Source organism: Paenibacillus sp. NMA1017 (genome assembly GCF_058895805.1).
Window position 1 is genome coordinate 171,995 of sequence record NZ_JBZXYR010000009.1, and the last position, 18,696, is coordinate 190,690.

Annotated in this window: 16 protein-coding genes; 12 read left to right on the top strand and 4 right to left on the bottom strand. The window is 45.6% G+C overall.

Annotated features, from left to right (window positions below; translation table 11 throughout):
* Positions 1-279: 279 nt before the first annotated feature.
* The 4 genes from AC5ELV_RS20240 (at position 280) to AC5ELV_RS20255 (ending at position 3,993) form a co-directional block, all read left to right on the top strand.
* Entirely contained in the window at positions 280-1,626 is a 1,347-nt protein-coding gene (locus AC5ELV_RS20240) for a cytochrome ubiquinol oxidase subunit I (RefSeq protein WP_493431601.1), read from the top strand.
* Positions 1,623-2,654 carry a cytochrome d ubiquinol oxidase subunit II gene (locus tag AC5ELV_RS20245; protein WP_493431602.1) on the top strand — a complete coding sequence of 344 codons (1,032 nt, stop codon included), beginning with the start codon at positions 1,623-1,625 and terminating at the stop codon, positions 2,652-2,654. The genes AC5ELV_RS20240 and AC5ELV_RS20245 overlap by 4 nt, the downstream gene beginning before the upstream one ends.
* Before the next feature lie 6 nt (positions 2,655-2,660).
* Positions 2,661-2,771, top strand: a complete 111-nt coding sequence (gene cydS / locus AC5ELV_RS20250; protein ID WP_007432143.1) for a cytochrome bd oxidase small subunit CydS family protein — start codon at positions 2,661-2,663, stop codon at positions 2,769-2,771.
* A 211-nt stretch (positions 2,772-2,982) separates the two neighbouring features.
* On the top strand, positions 2,983-3,993 hold the full coding sequence (locus AC5ELV_RS20255; protein ID WP_493431603.1) for an MBL fold metallo-hydrolase: 1,011 nt from the start codon (positions 2,983-2,985) through the stop codon (positions 3,991-3,993).
* Between the two features lie 221 nt (positions 3,994-4,214).
* On the opposite strand, the gene isdG is transcribed toward AC5ELV_RS20255, so the two are convergent.
* Genes isdG through AC5ELV_RS20275 form a run of 4 tightly spaced genes read right to left on the bottom strand, consistent with a single transcriptional unit; the run spans position 4,215 to position 7,340 of the window.
* Entirely contained in the window at positions 4,215-4,562 is a 348-nt protein-coding gene (gene isdG, locus AC5ELV_RS20260; RefSeq protein WP_493431604.1) for a heme oxygenase, read from the bottom strand.
* Between the two features lies 1 nt (position 4,563).
* Positions 4,564-5,355 (bottom strand): ABC transporter ATP-binding protein, encoded by a 792-nt coding sequence (locus AC5ELV_RS20265; protein WP_493431605.1) that lies wholly within the window; start codon positions 5,353-5,355, stop codon positions 4,564-4,566.
* Entirely contained in the window at positions 5,352-6,350 is a 999-nt protein-coding gene (locus AC5ELV_RS20270) for a FecCD family ABC transporter permease (protein ID WP_493431606.1), read from the bottom strand. Before AC5ELV_RS20270 ends, AC5ELV_RS20265 begins: the two co-directional genes overlap by 4 nt.
* A 9-nt stretch (positions 6,351-6,359) precedes the next feature.
* Positions 6,360-7,340: an ABC transporter substrate-binding protein gene (locus tag AC5ELV_RS20275; RefSeq protein ID WP_493431607.1), complete on the bottom strand. Its 981-nt coding sequence runs from the start codon at positions 7,338-7,340 to the stop codon at positions 6,360-6,362.
* 399 nt (positions 7,341-7,739) lie between these two features.
* Here AC5ELV_RS20275 and isdC point away from each other — a divergent pair, with 399 nt between their 5' ends.
* The 8 genes from isdC (at position 7,740) to AC5ELV_RS20315 (ending at position 18,695) form a co-directional block, all read left to right on the top strand.
* On the top strand, positions 7,740-8,255 hold the full coding sequence (gene isdC / locus AC5ELV_RS20280) for a heme uptake protein IsdC (RefSeq protein ID WP_069012154.1): 516 nt from the start codon (positions 7,740-7,742) through the stop codon (positions 8,253-8,255).
* Positions 8,256-8,327: 72 nt separating this feature from the next.
* Complete coding sequence (locus AC5ELV_RS20285) at positions 8,328-8,795, top strand: NEAT domain-containing protein (protein ID WP_493431608.1); 468 nt, start codon at positions 8,328-8,330, stop codon at positions 8,793-8,795.
* A 32-nt stretch (positions 8,796-8,827) separates the two neighbouring features.
* Positions 8,828-9,325 (top strand): NEAT domain-containing protein, encoded by a 498-nt coding sequence (locus AC5ELV_RS20290; protein WP_493431609.1) that lies wholly within the window; start codon positions 8,828-8,830, stop codon positions 9,323-9,325.
* A gap of 98 nt (positions 9,326-9,423) precedes the next feature.
* On the top strand, positions 9,424-13,776 hold the full coding sequence (locus tag AC5ELV_RS20295) for an NEAT domain-containing protein (RefSeq protein WP_493431610.1): 4,353 nt from the start codon (positions 9,424-9,426) through the stop codon (positions 13,774-13,776).
* A gap of 280 nt (positions 13,777-14,056) precedes the next feature.
* Positions 14,057-15,016, top strand: a complete 960-nt coding sequence (isdE, locus tag AC5ELV_RS20300) for a heme ABC transporter substrate-binding protein IsdE (RefSeq protein WP_493431611.1) — start codon at positions 14,057-14,059, stop codon at positions 15,014-15,016.
* Between the two features lie 14 nt (positions 15,017-15,030).
* On the top strand, positions 15,031-16,014 hold the full coding sequence (locus tag AC5ELV_RS20305; RefSeq protein ID WP_493431612.1) for a FecCD family ABC transporter permease: 984 nt from the start codon (positions 15,031-15,033) through the stop codon (positions 16,012-16,014).
* Positions 16,004-16,783 carry an ABC transporter ATP-binding protein gene (locus tag AC5ELV_RS20310; RefSeq protein ID WP_493431613.1) on the top strand — a complete coding sequence of 260 codons (780 nt, stop codon included), beginning with the start codon at positions 16,004-16,006 and terminating at the stop codon, positions 16,781-16,783. Before AC5ELV_RS20305 ends, AC5ELV_RS20310 begins: the two co-directional genes overlap by 11 nt.
* Before the next feature lie 283 nt (positions 16,784-17,066).
* Complete coding sequence (locus AC5ELV_RS20315; protein WP_328800846.1) at positions 17,067-18,695, top strand: ABC-F family ATP-binding cassette domain-containing protein; 1,629 nt, start codon at positions 17,067-17,069, stop codon at positions 18,693-18,695.
* Position 18,696 lies beyond the last annotated feature (1 nt).

The following is an 18,696-nucleotide window of genomic DNA, read 5'->3' on the forward strand; positions in this document are numbered from 1 at the left end:
TATCTAAAAAGAAATACTGCTACATTCAATGTAGAAGCAGGGTTAAAACTCGGTAGAATGAACCAAACTGTGAATAGGTTACCAAAATGCGCCAATAGATAAGTGAAGGAGGCGTTCCTATGTTCCGCAAGCAGGAAAGAACGCTCATTATTGTATGTATAGTAATTGCGGCCATTATGCTATATGCCGTAATTAAAAGCATAGCTCGCTTGACTCCTTAGTTGGTAATCCAGAGTGATCCACGAAGTTTAAAATGTGAAATGAAGGAGTGAAACCCATTTGTCTTCACTGGACCCTGTATTGCTAAGCCGGATGCTGACCGGAATTACCCTGTTTGTTCATATCGTATTTGCATCTATCGGCGTTGGCGTCCCCTTAATGATTGCACTAGCAGAATGGCGAGGACTGCGAACCGGTGATCCGCATTATACCCTGCTGGCCCGACGGTGGGCGCGAGGTTTTGTTATTACCGTTGCCGTGGGTGTCGTTACAGGCACCGCCATTGGTTTGCAGCTCAGTTTGCTTTGGCCCACCTTTATGCGGGTGGCTGGACAAGCGATTGCGCTGCCCCTGTTTTTGGAGACGTTTGCTTTTTTCATCGAAGCTATATTCCTGGGCATCTATTTGTATACCTGGGATCGGTTTAAAAGTAAATATTTTCACCTGATGCTGCTCATCCCGGTAGCGATTGCCTCATCTGCATCAGCGGTTTTTATTACGACTGTGAACTCGTTCATGAACCAACCTCAAGGCTTTACACTCAGAAATGGAGTCATGACTGATATTCATCCCATTCAGGCCATGCTAAATCCGGCCACCCCGACCAAAGTTTCTCATGTACTGGCTTCTTCGTATACATTGAGCGCTGGGGTGCTGATGGGACTGGCTGCTTACAGTATGCTGCGGGGGCGTAATCACCCTTATTTCAAAAAGGCGCTGAAGCTGACTGCCACCTGTACCATTGTGTTTGCCATCAGTACAGTGATGATTGGAGATGCATCCGGTAAATTTCTGGCCAAATATCAGCCAGAGAAGCTGGCCGCCGCCGAATGGCATTTTGATACGATGACGCACGCGCCCTTCGTATATGGCGGATACATGGATAAGAACGGTGAAATCAAGTATGCGCTGAAAGTGCCTTATGCACTTAGTGTGTTGGCTGGTAATTTGCCCAGTACGGAGGTTAAGGGGTTAAATGACTATCCGGTGGAGGAGCGTCCGCCGCTGTCTATTCATTATATGTTTGACCTCAAAATCACCACAGGGGTGCTGATTCTCGTCATCCCACTGCTGTATCTGATCCGTAAGCGTTTGCCAGGTCGCAAACCATACCCCAGATGGCTGCTGTTGGCGCTCATTCTGGTGGGGCCGATGGCGATGGTAGCTATTGAGCTCGGATGGATGTTCGCTGAGGTCGGTAGACAGCCGTGGATTTTACGCGGATATATGAAGGTGTCCGAAGCAGCAACCACTTCTACGAGTGTCGGGTGGATGCTGGTGTTGTTTGTTATTTTGTATCTGGTGTTGTGTTTCTCGGCCATTAAGGTACTTAGCAAGCTATTCCGCAATAAGGATGCGGTGGAAGAGATAAGACAACTCGGCCTGGAAGGGGCTGATGGCAAGTGAGCTATGAAATTGTAGGTATCGCCATTTTGTGGACGTTCCTGTTCGGATATTTGCTTGTGGCATCCATTGATTTTGGTGCAGGTTTTTTCAGCTTTTACAGTGTGTTAACAGGCCACCAGAACAAAATCCACAATATCATTCAACGGTATCTATCCCCGGTGTGGGAGGTAACAAACGTATTTCTCATCTTTTTTGTGGTGGGATTAAACGGGTTCTTCCCGGATGCGGCATATTACTATGGTACGGCGTTACTCGTTCCCGGCAGCATTGCGATTGTACTTCTTGCCATCCGGGGAGTGTATTATGCATACAATACGTATGGGCATTCCGGTACAAATAATATCGTCTACATGGCGCTGTACGGTGCGACAGGGTTGCTGATTCCAGCGGCACTGTCGACGGTCCTCGCTATATCGGAAGGCGGCATTATTGTGGAGAACAGCACAGGTGTTCATCTGCAATGGGGGCAGCTATTAAGTAATCCCTATACGTGGGCGGTTATTTTACTGGCGCTGGTGAGTGTGTTGTATATCTCGGCGATGTTTCTGTCCTTTTATGCCAAGAGGGCGGGAGATAAGGTCGCTTTTGAAATCGTACGGGGATATGCACTGCTTTGGAGCGGCCCAACGATTGTTGCGAGTCTGCTCGCATTTTTTCAGATTAACAAACAAAATCCAGATCATTTTACCAATATGCTGAACATAGCCTGGATGTTTGTTGCATCCTTCATATGCTTTGCGGGAGCAGTTTATCTGCTATGGCAGCGGCGGCATCTGGGGGGGGCATTCATATTGGTGATGCTGCAATTTGCATTTGCCTGGTATGGCTACGGCCGCTCGCATCTCCCGTATGTTCTGTATCCCTACATTAATGTCTACGACAGCTTTACAAATTCTACGATGGCGTATGCGTTGATTACGGCGTTTGTTGCGGGTCTGCTGGTGCTGATCCCTTCGCTGATCCTGATATTAAGATTGTTTCTGTTCGATGCAAAATATGTGCGCGGACATGAAGGGAAGAAAGGGTGAGTTAGAGTGGCTGCTTTCGAGCATTTTACGATTATGTACGAGTCACCTATCATTATTGTCGTGGCGATTGTGTTTTTGTTTATTTATTCGGCACGCTTTAAAAATCCACAAGACTGACAACAACAGGTGGAACAGGCCTTCCTGATTGATCCGGGAGGGCTGTTTTTGCTGTATTATCGCAGAATTTCCTTTACAGACGTGATTGAATTATACTTTACATAGATCAGGATGTTGCATCATTTTATGTTCACACTCGAATGACAATATATAGTTAAATTGAACCGCTGCGTTTTTCGGAGAACGGGTTCATCAGGGAGGGAGCTGCATCATGCCCAAAGTTCGTTTTAACAATATGGATCATGTAAATACTGATAAAACCATTAAGCAATTCAGACAATGGCGGCAAGAGCGACGCAGCAAAATAAAGGATTATACGTTCGTTGTGCCCAACCATCCCCCGGAGCTGGAGTTTCTGCATAGCAATCGGGAGATGGCGACAGCCACCTGGGTGGGACATTCCACCTTTTTCATCCAGTATCTTGGGCTGAATATCGTCACCGATCCGGTGTGGGCAGAGCGTATGGCTTTTGATAAAAGGTTGGCCCCGCCCGGCATTCGCATCCAGGATGTACCACCACTGGACATCATTCTGCTGTCTCATTCACACTATGATCATTTACATTTAGAATCCTTACGGAAATTATATCGTGCAGATACGCTGATGCTTGTACCCTCGGGGTTAAAGGCGAAAATGATCCGCAAAGGTTTTCGTAACTGTCATGAGCTGCAATGGTGGGAGCATTTTACGGTAGGAGGGGTACGGTTTACGTTTGTTCCAGCCCAGCATTGGACACGACGCACGCCGTTTGATACCAACACTTCGCATTGGGGTGGATACGTTCTGCAAAATGAGCAGCAGGTGATTGGCTCTGCCACGTCCGTCACGAAATCTCATCCTGATTCGAATACAGATTCAGAGCATACACCGACGTTGTATTTTGTGGGGGACACTGGATATTTTCGTGGGTTTAAGGAGATTGGCGAGCGCTTTGCCATTGACCTGACCTTTATGCCGATTGGCGCATATGAACCGGAATGGTTCATGACCTCGCAGCACGTGACACCGGAGGAGGCATTGCAAGGGTTTGTAGATTGCGGTGCAGATCAGATGATTCCGATGCACTACGGAGCTTTCAAGCTGGCGGATGATACGCCAAGAGAGGCGCTGGATCGTCTCGAAGCGGAGCGGGAGCGCATGGGTATTGCGAAGGAACGCATTCATGTACTAGGGCACGGAGAGACGCTGAAAATTAGGCGCCGCTGCTCAACTACAGTCTGAGGGATTCGACATAATCCTTATATAAGAGGATTTTGCAAAAATCCAATAAGTGACTTCCAATGAATAAGATATAGATCGAAATGGTTTAGTTCGTCTATATCTTGCACTTCGGAGCGACTGGAATCGAATTTTGCAAAATCCTGATAAACAAAGCGACTCTGCGGACAATTGATGTTGTCTGCGGAGTCGCTTTGTTTGTTTTTAGGCTGTGATGCAAAAGATTAAACGGCTTCCGTATCACTCGCCAAAGAGGAGTCGATTGCGATGGGATGACGAACGATTTTAACTTCATAGAACGTGATTTTATTTTCAATAATATAGTCCGGAATTTGACGGTGGCTATGGGATTCGCGGAAAGCTTCGCTTTTCGTCCAGCCTTGGAAATTCTCTTTTTCTTTCCAGCGTGTACTGATCGTTACTTCCTCATAATCCTCCGTGTTTTCAGTCAGCAGCACTTCCAGACCGAGAAATCCCTCCATTTTTTCAACTTTTCCTTCTTTGTTAAATCTTTCGATGAGTAGATGTGCATTGCCCGGTGTGATTTTAGATGTGTTTGTAACGATAACCATATTAAATTCCTCCTGAATGATGTGGTATGGTCGGTATAATAACCGGATAGCCATCCTCAAATTTGATGGTAGCGTTCATTTCATAAATGTCGCGAAGAAAGGCAGGCGTCAAAATCTCACGGGGTTCGCCGACAACGGCGATTCGTCCCTTTTTAAGCGCAATCATATGATGACAATAGGCCGCAGCTTGCTGCAAATCATGCAGTACCATAACAATCGTCAAGCCGGACTCGTGATTGATACGCCGCAGCATATCCATAACTTCAAATTGGTGGGCGATATCCAGAAAAGTAGTCGGTTCATCGAGCAAAAGAATACCTGTTTGTTGGGCCAAAGCCATTGCAATACGCGCTTTTTGTTGTTCACCTCCTGATAGAGTATGGAACATTCGATCTGCATAGGGCTTGATGCCCGTGATCTTCATGACATGGTCTACGATTTGCTGGTCCTGTCCGGTATGGCGTACCCTCAAGCCCTTGGCATGAGGAGATCTTCCGTAAGCGACCAGCTCGCGGACCGTCAATAACGGCAGCATATCCTTCATTTGCGGTAGCATTGTAATCGTCTGGGCAAAATCACGCCGCTTGTATTCCTGCACAGGCTTGCCCAGTACGGAAACCTGACCCTGATCCTGCTTGAGCAGCCGGGTCATAATCCGCAAAAGCGTGGACTTGCCCGAACCGTTTGGTCCGACGATCGCGGTGAGCTGACCAGCGGGCAAGGTGATATTCACATCATCCAGCTGGAAATACCCACGTTTTAAGGAGATATGCTCCCCCTGAATGGCCGTCATCCGAAACTCCCCCGTTTCTTGAGCAGGATTAAGAAGAACGGTGCCCCGATGACGGCCAGCAAAATACCTACAGGCAGTTCAATCGGGTCAAACCAGGATCGTGCCACCGTATCTGCCAGGACAACCAGCGTTCCGCCGCCCACAATGGAAAGGGGGAGGAGGAAACGATAATCTTCCCCGATTAGCAGCCGTATGACATGGGGGACGACCAGTCCTACAAAGCCGATCAGTCCGGCTACACTGACCGCCGTACCGGCGAGCAGGGCAGACAGCAGGATAATGAGCATACGTTGAAGCTCTACTCGCTGGCCAAGCAGCTGTGCTGAATCGTCGCCCAGCAGCAGTAAATTAGCAGGTTTAATCGCAAACAGAGAGGCGATTAATCCAATGATGGCGTAAGGCGCCATAAACTCTAGATGATGCCAGCTTCGTCCGTTTAACCCGCCGGATAGCCAAGGAAGTACGGCCTGTACGCGGTCGCTGTACATGACCATTACGCCGTTGGTGAGTGCGCCCAGAAGCGCGTTGATCGCAACGCCAGCCAGCACAATTTTGACAGGAGAAGCCCCTCGGTCCCAAGCCAGCAGATAAATGACGATTGCACTCAGAAAGGCTCCCAAAAAGGCGGTTATCGGAAGGAGGTAGCTGAGCTGTGGAAGCATCACCATCGTAATGACGGCGGCAAGTCCACCTCCAGCCGATACACCAATAATGCCAGGGTCAGCCAATGGATTTTTCATGACACCTTGAAGAAGTGCTCCAGAAGCTGCGAGACAAGCTCCCACCAGTAAACCTACTAATACTCTAGGTAGCCGGAGATCCATCAGGATCGTGCGATAGGTAGATTCATCATTATGTAGCAAAACATGATTGATTTCTTGAAGTGGAATCGACACCGAACCGTAGGCCAGACCGTACACAGAGACGGCCAGCAGTAGAATCGGGAGGGTAATCCAGGCGATGGTGCGTCTTCTGGCGCGCTGTAGTTTGTTCATCTCCATCGCCTATTTCGCCGGATACAGCTTTTGATGCATCAAATCCAGCGCTTTAGTGACCCGTGTCCCCGGATTCGTACCGAACAGATCTGAAGGTAAAACCTCGACCTGATTGTTTTTGACTGCTCGGATTCCGTTCCAGGCTGCATTTTCCTGCATTTCTTTTATAAATGCAGCTTTAACATCTTCCGTATTGCCATGAGTCATGATGAAGATGTAGTCAGGGTCAGCCTGTATGATGCGTTCTGTGTTCAGCTGCGCATATTGCGGGAAGTTTTGCAGGCCCGGGAAATCAGCGGCGATGTTAGAGCCACCCGCAGCTTCCAGAATGTTTCCGCTTAGTGAATTCGGCAGTGCCGCCATGTACGTGGCCGGGGCTCCGTAGACCAGCAACACCTTCGGTTTAGAGGCAGAAGCGGTTTCCTTTTGCAACTTGGCTACTTGTTGGTCAATTTGCTGGTTTAGCTTCACGGCCTGAGCCTGCTTTTGCAGTAATTGTCCGAACAGCGTAATTTGCGACTGAATATCGTGAACTGAATTGGCTCCCGTCAGCAATAACTGTGAACCGACTCCTTCAATAGCTGGAATGTCTTTTTCATTCATAGGATAGTTGCCTAGCACGACATCCGGTTTGAGCATCGTAATTTTCTCCAAATCGACTTCATGAGTGGAGCCTACTTGCTGAACGTTCTCAGCAGCAGGTACGACGGAAGGTCCATTGGAGGTGGGCTTGCCCACAGCAGTTCCACCCAATGCGTATATAATATCCAGATCGCCATTACTAAGCGCAATGATATGTTGAGGGACCTTTTGAAACGCCAACGTCCGTTTTGAAAAATCAGTAACTTGAATCGCCGCACTGCTTGTCGCGCCAGAAGTGGCAGATACGGATGCACTGGTTGGTTTGTGATCTGCGGTCGAGGCACCATTACTACATCCGGTAACTGCCAATAAAAGCGCTGCGGACGACCACAACACATAAGATTTCATGTTATTCCTCCTGCAATTTTTAAGTTAAACAATAATGATAATCATTTTCATTTATGTATAAGAGAATGATAATGAATATCACTGGGGATTGTCAATTGAAAAAAGCAAATTTTTAAATAAATTTTGAACTAAAAATAAGAGGTAGCTATTCTACTTATAGAAGAAGGAACCACAAATTTTTCTTAAAAAATAGCATATATCAAGGGGTTATGTACATGCAAATACATATTGACATTTTCGAAAAGTGTAAGATATATTGGTGATGGGTTTACTTTATTTTGCGAAATTCTGGAATGGAAAGGTGGGAAGACACAGCTCAAAAAGAGCTATTTTTTTTAATTATCAATTGAGAATGATAATCAATTACTTATATTCTCGTGGGGAGGGACTGCTGTCAAAATGAAGAAGGGGTATTCTGCAATTATTGCTGTGTTTCTGCTGGTGAGTGTGCTGAGCTTTTGGCCAACTTCGTCATCTGTAGGAGCCGCTGCGGCTTCTCCAAAATTGGCGGATGGTACATACACGCTCAAATACAATATCCTCAAGGCAGAAAATGATTCGGTGTCCATGGCTAATGATTATTTTGAAAAACCAGCTAAGTTGTATGTGAAAAAAGGTCAAATGACCATGCAAATTAAACTGAATCATAGCGAATGGACAACCGGGTTTAAAGTAGATTACAAAGGCAAAATCATCGATACCAAGGTCATCCATAAGGATGCCAAAACCGATACCCGCACCGTACAATTTCCAATTACGAGTGTGAACAGCCCGCTAATCTCTAAAATCCATGTTACTGTCCCTGCGTATAACTACGATCATGACTATACGATCCGCTTCGCTTTTGATTCCAAAAGTGTCAAAAAAGTAGCAGCCGTACAGTCAGCAAAATCAACTAAATCTTCCAAGAAGTAAATTCAAGCCATCTCTATCGTTCATAAAATCAACATAAATTCAAGCATAAAAAATGGAGGAGTGTGTGTAGATATGAATATGGTAATGAATCGCTTTGAGCAATTTTCTTTTAAGAAGGTATTCGTAGCATTGATCATGACAGCGCTTGTTTTTGCACTTGTTGCTCCATTCTCAGCTAAAGCGGCAGCAGTAGACGGCACGTACAACGTAGACTACACCGTTCTGAAGGATCAAACCAATGAGACTTCTCGATTGGATAGCTACCTGACGAAGCCTGCTCAGGTTACGGTAGCTAACGGCAAAAATGTCGTTCGTCTGACTGTGAAAAGCAGCAATCTGATTACAACGTTCAAAGTAGAGCAAAATGGCGTACTGCAAGATGCAACTGTAGTAAGCACAGATACTGCGAACAACACTCGTGTAGTGGAATTCGAAGTTGCTGATCTGAATGCAAAAGTGAATGCTTACGCTGAGATCACCATTCCAGTAATCGGCTACACAGGCAAGTATGATGTACAACTGCAATTCGACGAAATCTAATCCAAAATAAAACGTAAAAGGAGATTAAGAACATGAACATGATTATGAATCGTATGGAAAAATTGTCTTTGAAAAAAGTAATGCTTACTGTATTGATGGCAGCGCTTGTTTTTGTGGTACTAGCTCCATTTTCTGCCAATAAGGTGAATGCGGCTTTGCCTAATGGAACGTATCAATTGCCTTATACCGTTTATAAAGATGGAACCACTCAGCCATCTTATATGGATACAAATGGTTATGTGAAAAAACCAGCCACACTGATTGTTACGAATGGTCAATATAAAGTGAGAGTAGCTATTACCAAAAGTGCTTGGGTTACTGAATTCAAAACTCAACAAAGCGGTCAGTATGTGAATGCGACTGTGGTAAGCACATCAGGAGATACAAGAATAGTCGAATTCCCTGTAACTAGCCCGTCTCAAAAATTGAACGTTAAACTGCATGTAAGTGTGCCGGCAGAATACACTGGTGGTATTCCGTACGATCACGACTATGTTGTTCAATTCCAATTCGACGACAGCGATATCTAAGACTTCTTTTTGAAAATATAATTCTGAATTGAATACTCATTTGGAACTTAGTTTTAAAGCTCCAAATGAGTATATTTTAAGTAGGGGGATACATCACCTTGAAAAGCCGATTTAACAAATTTATAACGACATTTGCTGCTGTTCTAATGTTGTTTTCTTTATTTTCACCATACGTAGGAGCAACACCAGAGGGTGAGTCAACTACGTCGAATTTGCCCGATTCAAGCACTACAGTGACTAGTGCTACTTATGCTACTTATGAGATTCCGGTAGAAGGGCCTAGCACATATGCTGAGCCTACCAACGCTATAACCACTACTGATGCGACTTATGCAGATGGAGAATACCTGATTGATTACAAACCTTTAAGAAAGACAGTCAGCGGTAGCACCAGAGATTCGAGCTTCAAAACAAACTATACCTATCCTGGAGATTTGATCATTAAGGATGGAAAATTCCATTTTTCATTTAAGTTTGCGGAAACTCAAGGTCTATCGAAATTTTTAGTAGAACAAAACGGGGAAACGGTTCCCGCAAAAATAGAGGTGGATTCTGGAAAAACTTCCGGGACTGTAAGCTTCGATGTTTATGATTTTCATCAAAATGTAAATACGGAGTTTGGATTTAATAGCAGTTCTCCATGGTATGTAGATACCGATCCAGACCGTTCAGTGAAGGAATGGATTGAGTTTGATCCTTCCAGTTTGAGACTTAAAAACTCAACCGAGAATCCAACGGTTCCACCTGTAACACCACCGGTAACGCCTCCTAATACAGGAGAGAAACTCGCTGATTTGGATTTTACCCTTTTGAAAGATGAAAGCAATGAAAAGTCAATGATGGATGGGTATACGGAGAAACCAGGCTCTCTAATTGAGCGTGGTGGTAAACGATATGTCCAATTTACATTAAAGAACAGTAAGCAGATTGATGGTTTCAAGGTAGAGCAAAATGGAGTGTTAACCGACACCTCTGTTGTAAGTGAAGATCAAACTGCGAATACACGAATGATCGAGTTTGAAGTAAAAGATCTGCCTGCCAAGCTGAACGCATGGGTAAGCATCAATTGGCCTGAGCTGGGCTACGTGAATACTTATAATGTAGATCTTCAGCTGGCCTCTGTACCCGTACCCTCAGATTTGGCGGATGGAACGTACTCGATTAACTTTAACGCGCTGCATGCCACAAAAGATCAAGCGTCAGCCATGGCACAATATCTGTTGTCTCCAGCGACTCTGACGGTATCGAAGGGGCAAAAAGAAGTCTCCTTTACCATTAAAGACAGCACCACAGTAACGGAGTTCAAAACAGAACAAAACGGAACGTTAACAGATGCGGATATTGTAAGTGAGGACAAGACAGCCAATACGCGTGTTGTGAAATTTAAAGTAGCGGATTTGGACGCGATTTTGAATGCACAAGTACATGTGAGCACGACCTATCCAGGTGGGGTTTATGAGATGGATCATAAGCTTCGTCTTCAGTTCGATAAAAACAGTATCTCGGGATCAGACAATGGCCCATCTCCAGTAACGTCAAATCTGGACTTCACGCTGTTAAAAGACGGTTCAAGTGAAAAGTCCATGATGGATGGATATACAGAAAAACCGGGTACTCTGGTTGAACGTAAGGGCAAGAAATATGTACAGTTCACTTTAAAAAACAGCAAACAAATTGACGGCTTTAAAGTAGAACAAAATGGAGTATTAACTAATGTTGCTACAGTAAGTGAAGACAAAGCTGCGAATACACGAGTTATTGAATTCGAGGTTAAAGAAATACCAGCTAAGTTAAGCGCATGGGTAAGCATCAACTGGCCTGAGCTAGGCTACGTGCATACTTATAATGTAGATCTTCAGCTGGCTTCTGTACCCGCACCCTCAGATTTGGCGGATGGAACGTACTCGATTAACTTTAACGCACTGCATGCCACAAAAGATCAAGCGTCAGCCATGGCACAATATCTGTTGTCTCCAGCGACTTTGACGGTATCGAAGGGGCAAAAAGAAGTTTCCTTTACCATTAAAGACAGCACCACAGTAACGGAGTTCAAAACAGAACAAAACGGAACGTTAACAGATGCGGATATTGTAAGTGAAGACAAGACAGCCAATACGCGTGTTGTGAAATTTAAAGTAGCGGATTTGGACGCGATTTTGAATGCACAAGTACATGTAAGCACGACCTATCCAGGTGGGGTTTATGAAATGGATCATAAGCTTCGTCTGCAATTTGACAAGAGCAGCATTACTAATACTCCATCCCCGGTTGATCCTGGGACGCCAGGAAAGGTTTTAGCTGATGGAACGTATTCAATCCAATTCGATGCATTGCACGCAACAAAGGATCAAAAATCAGCCATGGCGCAATACTTATTATCTCCAGCGACACTGACGGCATTGAAAGGCAAGTATGAAGCCTCCTTTACCATTAAAGATAGCGCAACGGTGACGGAGTTCAAAACAGAACAAAACGGAACGTTAACAGATGCAGATATCGTAAGCGTGGACAAGAAAGCAGATACGCGTGTTGTGAAATTCAAAGTGGCGGATTTGGACGCTATTCTGAATGCACAGGTACATGTGAGCACGACCTATCCAGGTGGGGTTTATGAGATGGATCATAAGCTTCGTCTGCAATTTGACCGCAGCAGCATTGCGGTAAAAGGAACAGACGGCGGCACAACTCCCGTGACTGAAAACGGCAGATACAGCATTGATTTCTCCGTACTAAAAAATGGAAGTAATGAAATATCTGTGATGGATGGCTATATGCAGAAACCAGCCACGTTGTTAAGACAGTCCGGAAAAAATGTGATTCAGATTAAAATGGACAAGAGCAGCTGGATTAAAACGTTTAAAGTAAATGGTTCTGAAGCTCAGGTGGTTGAACAGTCCACCTCTGCAGATACAAGAACAGTACAATTTGAAGTGCCAAATCTGTCGGATAAAGTGACAGTGAATACGCATGTCATCGTACCTGGATTGGATTTGGGTGGCATCCCTTACGACCACGTATATGATGTGCAGTTCCAATTCGAGCCTGCTACCATTCGCAGCTTTGTTGAGCCTACCTCTTCAGGGGCGGCTGATCCTATCGTTAAATTGGATTTCGACAAGCTTGCCAATGGTAAATATGCATTGAAATTCAGCATTGTGCTGCCAGATGGTATTACAGGTTCTGAATCTCCGGCTCAACGTTTCATCACCAATGAACCAGCGCAATTGGTCGTGGAAGGCGACAAACGGTTTGTAGGTCTGAAGCTGCAAAACAGCAATGAAGTTAAGGCGCTGCGCATTTGGGATAATGCAAGTGGAGGTTATCGAGATGCAGAAGTGACCCAGGAAGATGCAGCAAGCAATACGAAGGACGTTCGTTTTGGCGTAAGTGACTTTAAGAATAATGTAAAAGGTCAACTGGTTGTCTATGAAGCTCCTAAAGTGGCAAGTAGCGCTCCGATGGTTTTCAAGGCGGAGGATCGAGTAGAAAAGGTATATGATTTTGAATTAAAATTCGATACCAGTAATGTATCTTATCACAACGAAACCAAAGCAGACGAAGTAGAACAGGGGAAAAATAACTTAGCGGATGGAGAGTACAGTGCGAACTTCCGTGTGCTGGCGAACGGAACGGACAAGGATTCTCTGGTGGCTCCTTTTGTACAGAGTCTAGCGAAGTTGATTGTGAAAAATGGTAAGGTTCAGGCCCATGTAACCGTTACGGACAACCAGGCTTTGAAGCTATTCCAGACGGATTTTGAAGGCCGTTATGCCAATCCGATGATTATGGGTTCGGACAGCAAAGATAACACGCACACGATTGCGTTCGAAGTACCTGATCTGGATAAGAAGTTGAGTGTGTACACAGAGGTATATCTGCCTGAGAAATACATTCTAAATGAGAAATTCGGCGGACAGATTCAATTTGACCGTGCATCGCTTAAAGGTGAGGGAGTCCATGCAGCTACCATTGCAACCGCAACTGAACCGACAGCAGCTTCTACGGACAAGGCAGTAGAAACAACTGTATCTGTGGCTGAAACAAAACCAGTAGTTGAGCAACCGGTTCAAACGGCTTCCGAGAAGCAATATACGATTAATTACAATGTATTTAAAGACAAAACGAGTGAAGCTTCCGTTATGGACGGTTATCTCGACAAGCCAGCCATACTAATTGAAAAGGGAGACAAGCGCTATATCCAAGTCACTTTGAAAAACAGCTCTTGGATGCCGACTCTACAAGTAGAGCAAAATGGCAGCCTGAAAGACGTAGAAGTGATCTCGACATCCGGCGATACACGTGTCGTTCAATTCGAGGTAGGGGACTTGTCCCAGAAGATCAGCGCTTATACACACGTCATTGTGCCTGGTTTGGTCCTTGGCGGAGTACCGTATGATCACTGGTATACAGTTCAGTTCCAATTTGATGAAGCAAGCCTGAAAGCGAAGTAGCCTCAGGCTGTGACATCCATGAAGCCCGAATAACAGCAAAGTTTGTATGTGAGCAAGTCTTGGTGCCCCGGCGTCAAGACTTGTCAGCATTTACATACCCGAGTAATTTGCAAAAATCCAATAAGCGACTTCTAATGAACAATATGTAGATCGAAATGGTCTAGTTCGTCTATATATTGCACTTTGGAGCGACTGGGATCGAATTTGCAAAATCCTGATACCCGAAAAGTTGGGGTTCCTAATGTTGTTCTATATTTTGAATTGAGGTGACTGGATTTTCATGAAACGATATATAGCATGGGCTCAAGGAAGATCGTTTTGTTTGTATATGTTAATCGGCATCGTGATCTTGTTGCTGGCCGGATGTTCGGGAGGCGCACAGGCTGGACAGAACCAGAGCGATGGTTCGAAATCAGCGGCAACATCTAATGCAACCGGAAAGTCGTCTGACGGTAAAGCTCAAGCTCCTCGTATTGTGGCGACTACGGTAGCCATTGCGGAAATCACGGATGCGCTGGGCCTGGATTTGGCAGGCAAGCCGACAAGCACGAAAGTACTGCCTGATCGTTACAAGGATGTGCCTGATGTGGGTAATCCGATGAGTCCTGATATGGAAAAAGTGATGTCTCTGAAGCCGACGGACGTACTGTCAGTGACGACATTGAAATATGATCTGGAGCCTAAATTTAAAGATTTAAAAATCAATGCCGAATTTTTGAATTTTGAAAGTCTCGCGAATATGCAAAAAGAAATTCAAAAGCTGGGAGACACGTTTGGCAAAGCCGATAAGGCCAAAGAGATTAATGGAGCTTTGGATGCCAAAGTAGCCGAAATTCAACAAAAGATCAAAGGGAAGAAATCCCCTAAAGTATTGATTTTGCTGGGAGTACCGGGAAGCTATCTGGTGGCTACAGAGCATTCCTATATTGGGGATCTGGTTAAAATTGCAGGCGGAACCAATGTGGTTCAGGGCGAGAAAGTGGAGTTCATTGCCCACAATACCGAAGCCTTGCAGCAATCCAACCCCGATATCATTTTGCGCGCTGCACACGGGATGCCTGATGAAGTAGTGAAAATGTTCGATGAAGAGTTCAAAACTAACGATATCTGGAAGCATTTTAACGCTGTGAAAAATGGGCATGTCTATGATCTGCCTGAACCGTTGTTTGGCACAACAGGGAATTTAGCGGCAAGCTCAGCGCTGGATGAGCTGATGAAAATGCTGTATCCTTCGAATTAAAGGAAGCTGATGACATGTCCAAAAAAGGTTGGAGCCTTATTGTTGTAATTGTCTTGCTCGTCGGCGTCATGCTGTATTCGGCGATGACAGGCAGTCTCAAGGTGGATTTGAGTCAGTTGGTGTCCGGATTGTGGACAGGTACTGACGATCAGGTGAATGTGGTCAAGGACCTGAGACTACCGAGAATTATCGTAGCCGTGATGGCAGGTGCAGCACTTGCAGTGGCGGGTGTCTTGCTGCAAGCTGTTATGAAAAACCCACTGGCAGATGCCGGAGTTATCGGCATTTCTTCGGGAGCGGCATTGATCTCGCTGATTGCGGTGACGGTCTTTCCAATGCTTTATTTCTGGATGCCGTTCTTTTCATTTATTGGCGGTGCGATAGCTTGTTTAATGGTTTATGGATTTTCATGGAAATCTGGCTTGCATCCGATTCGGCTCATTCTGATTGGGGTGGCTGTGAATGCCATTTTTTCTGGTTTAGGTCAGTCGTTTAATTATCGAGGCAGTTATGCGGTCACCAGCATTAACCAGGTTACCACTTCAACCTTGTCTATGAAAAAATGGGTAGATGTCGAGGTTATTGTGACCTATGGCGGGATTGGACTAATTTTGGCCATGCTTGTGTTCTCTTGGTGCAATTTCTTGTCCCTTCAAGATAAAACGGCTAAAAACCTGGGATTCAATGTAACGCGCGCACGACTTTTGATTTCTGTGATTGCAGTGCTGCTTGCAGCAACCGCTACAGCCATCGCAGGAGTGATTGCCTTTATCGGCCTGCTCGTTCCGCATTGTGCCCGCTACCTAGTTGGCTCGGATCATAAGTGGTTGATTCCATTTTCCGCCTTATGCGGCGGTTTGCTGCTGCTGCTCGCGGATACACTGGGGCGGACGGTGCTTGCTCCCAATGAAATCCCGGCTTCTATTATTATGGCCGTCATTGGCGGACCGTTCCTGATATTCCTGATCAGAAAGGCGGATCGCACCTATGGACATTAAGGATATAACCTTCTCGTATGATCGGAAAACAGATCGTCTACATGCTATTAATGCTGTTATTGAGTCGGGACGGATTACGACCATAATTGGTCCCAACGGATGCGGCAAATCGACGCTGCTCAGCGTGATGTCCAACAATGCTGCTCCCCGCTTGGGTCAGGTGGTTCTGGACGGCAAGGAGATAGCCCGCTACAAGCCCAAGGAGCTGGCCCGTCAATTGGCGGTAGTTCATCAGCAGAATGAGGCACCTTCCGACCTGACTGTAGAAAAGCTCGTCAGCTTCGGCAGGTTGCCGCACAAGAACATGTTCACAGCGAAACGTGATGAGGATGAGGAGGCGATCGAGTGGGCGATAGCCTGTACTAACCTGAACGAACGTAGAACTCGCACGTTGGATCAGCTCTCAGGAGGAGAACGGCAGCGTGTATGGATTGCAATGGCCTTGGCACAGCGGACGCCAATTTTATTTTTGGATGAGCCGACCACCTATTTGGATATGTACTACCAGCTTGAAATTTTAGAGCTCATTCGGCAGTTAAACCAAGAACATGGACTGACAATCGTGATGGTGCTGCATGATATCAATCAGGCTATTCGGTATAGCGATGTAATGATTGCCATGAAGGAAGGGCGTATTATAGCGAACGGCCCACCTACAGAGGTCGTTACATCTGAACTGATCCAGGCGGTTTATGATGTGGAGGTCGTAATCAAACAGGATGATGAAGCCGGCATGTATCTCATTCCGATAGGAGTCGGGGCTTCCTGACATTTACAAGCATACGGAACATCAATGCTGCGACTGAATAACGCGTTTGTCCTCACGGAATTTCAACGAATTTAAAACATGAAAATGGTTCTGGTCCATGTGTTTTGTCAGGTGACAACCGTGGAGACAGAAGCATTTTTTATTTTATTTATAAGATATTGGATGAGATTCAGGGACGGTTATGCTTATACTACGGTTCGAATCCGATCTTTTGTGTGTTATACTATTGCCGTCGGTAATTTTGTGTTTAGCACTTTACTAATGATAAGGATGGTATGCTTATATGATCAGTACAAGCGGCGTAACGCTTCGTTATGGGAAACGCCCACTTTTTGAAGACGTAAATATCAAATTTACTCCTGGGAACTGCTACGGCCTGATTGGGGCGAATGGCGCGGGCAAATCCACCTTTTTGAAAATTCTTTCCGGTGAAATCGAGGCCAATTCAGGCGAGGTTCACATGACACCGGGCGAACGGATGGCAGTGCTCAAGCAGAACCATTATGAATACGATGAATTCCCGGTTCTGGAAACCGTTATTATGGGTCATACGCGTCTGTATGAAATCATGAAGGAAAAAGATGCGCTGTATGCCAAAACAGAATTTACTGAAGCAGACGGCCTGCGTGCCGGTGAACTGGAAGGCGAATTTGCGGAGCTGAACGGTTGGGATGCTGAGCCGGATGCTGCTTCCTTGCTGATCGGTCTTGGTATTCCCCGCGACCTGCATGACAAGAACATGTCTGAGCTGAGTGGTAATGACAAGGTACGTGTTCTCCTGGCTCAAGCGTTGTTTGGCCGTCCGAACAATTTGCTGCTTGATGAGCCTACCAACCATTTGGATCTCGAATCCATTCAATGGCTGGAAAATTTCTTGATGGACTATGAAGGCACCGTCATCGTCGTATCCCATGATCGTCACTTCCTGAACAAGGTATGTACGCATATTGCGGATATCGATTTTGGCAAAATCCAGATGTATGTCGGCAACTACGACTTCTGGTATGAGTCCAGCCAGCTTGCGCTTGCCTTGACTCGTGATGCCAACAAGAAAAAGGAAGAGAAGATCAAGGAACTGCAAGCCTTTATTCAGCGCTTTTCCGCGAATGCTTCCAAGTCCAAACAAGCTACTTCACGTAAAAAACAACTGGATAAAATTACGCTGGACGACATCCGTCCATCGAACCGTAAATATCCTTTCCTGAACTTCAAGCCTGAACGCGAAGCAGGCAAACAACTCTTGACAGTAGACCGCCTCAGTAAAACCGTTGAAGGCGAGCAAGTGCTGAATGAGTTCAGTCTGGTTGTGAACAAAGGCGATAAAATCGCGTTTGTTGGGCCGAACGGTTTGCCTAAATCGACGCTCTTCCAAGTGTTGATGAACGAGATTGAAGCAGACAGCGGAGAATTTTCTTGGGGGATTACAACTAGTCAAGCTTATTTCCCTAAAGATAATTCCACCTATTTTGAAGGTGTGGACATGAATCTTGTGGAATGGCTCCGTCAATATTCCAAGGATCAGGACGAAACGTTCCTGCGCGGCTTCTTGGGACGTATGCTTTTCTCTGGTGAAGAAGCGCTTAAGAAAGCAAGTGTGCTGTCCGGGGGCGAAAAGGTTCGCTGTATGCTGGCGAAAATGATGCTGAACGGTGCCAATGTGCTGTTGCTGGAGGAACCGACCAACCACTTGGATCTGGAGTCCATCACAGCGCTGAACAATGGTCTGATTGATTTTGACGGTACTATATTGTTCACATCGCATGACCACCAGTTTATTCAAACGATCGCAAACCGCATCGTGGAAATTACACCAAACGGCGTAATCGATCGTACGATGAGTTATGATGAATACTTGGAAAATGAAGAAATCACAAAATTGCGTGAACGTATGTATCCGGTAGAAATCGGCTAAA

Bases quoted from the DNA above. Each gene is read 5' to 3' on its own strand.
- AC5ELV_RS20255 (WP_493431603.1), top strand. From the start codon at position 2,983: ATGCCCAAAGTTCGTTTTAACAATATGGATCATGTAAATACTGATAAA.
- isdG (WP_493431604.1), bottom strand. From the start codon at position 4,562: ATGGTTATCGTTACAAACACATCTAAAATCACACCGGGCAATGCACAT.
- AC5ELV_RS20265 (WP_493431605.1), bottom strand. From the start codon at position 5,355: ATGACGGCCATTCAGGGGGAGCATATCTCCTTAAAACGTGGGTATTTC.
- AC5ELV_RS20270 (WP_493431606.1), bottom strand. From the start codon at position 6,350: ATGAACAAACTACAGCGCGCCAGAAGACGCACCATCGCCTGGATTACC.
- AC5ELV_RS20275 (WP_493431607.1), bottom strand. From the start codon at position 7,340: ATGAAATCTTATGTGTTGTGGTCGTCCGCAGCGCTTTTATTGGCAGTT.
- isdC (WP_069012154.1), top strand. From the start codon at position 7,740: ATGAAGAAGGGGTATTCTGCAATTATTGCTGTGTTTCTGCTGGTGAGT.
- AC5ELV_RS20285 (WP_493431608.1), top strand. From the start codon at position 8,328: ATGAATATGGTAATGAATCGCTTTGAGCAATTTTCTTTTAAGAAGGTA.
- AC5ELV_RS20290 (WP_493431609.1), top strand. From the start codon at position 8,828: ATGAACATGATTATGAATCGTATGGAAAAATTGTCTTTGAAAAAAGTA.
- isdE (WP_493431611.1), top strand. From the start codon at position 14,057: ATGAAACGATATATAGCATGGGCTCAAGGAAGATCGTTTTGTTTGTAT.
- AC5ELV_RS20305 (WP_493431612.1), top strand. From the start codon at position 15,031: ATGTCCAAAAAAGGTTGGAGCCTTATTGTTGTAATTGTCTTGCTCGTC.
- AC5ELV_RS20310 (WP_493431613.1), top strand. From the start codon at position 16,004: ATGGACATTAAGGATATAACCTTCTCGTATGATCGGAAAACAGATCGT.
- AC5ELV_RS20315 (WP_328800846.1), top strand. From the start codon at position 17,067: ATGATCAGTACAAGCGGCGTAACGCTTCGTTATGGGAAACGCCCACTT.